Genomic DNA, 249 nt, shown 5'->3' with positions numbered 1-249 from the left:
CACTCGGGTCTGGGCCCGCTTCCATGGTGAGGAGCTGATCGTGACCGCCGTCGACAATGATGGCGGTGCAGTCGAAGTCGCGCGGCACCGCCGCGGCCAACCCGGTTCACCGGTCCTCGACAACGACCACTACCCACCCCGCCCAGACCGCGACGCCGCCGACCGGGTGCCCAAGCCTCGTACCGCCGCCGAGCTCGCCTTCCTACAGTTGGGCCAGGGTGCCAACAGCTGGCTGGTCGAGGCTGCCGC

Annotated in this window: 1 pseudogene; it reads left to right on the top strand. The window is 70.3% G+C overall.

Annotation, left to right across the window (positions count from 1 at the left end):
* Positions 1-249, top strand: a pseudogene (locus tag CVH10_RS23000) (IS21 family transposase); the annotation flags it as partial.

Origin of the sequence: Halomonas sp. ND22Bw (assembly GCF_003011945.1) — a bacterium.
Lineage (GTDB): Bacteria > Pseudomonadota > Gammaproteobacteria > Pseudomonadales > Halomonadaceae > Halomonas > Halomonas halophila.
This window is presented reverse-complemented; position numbering and strand designations above follow the sequence as displayed.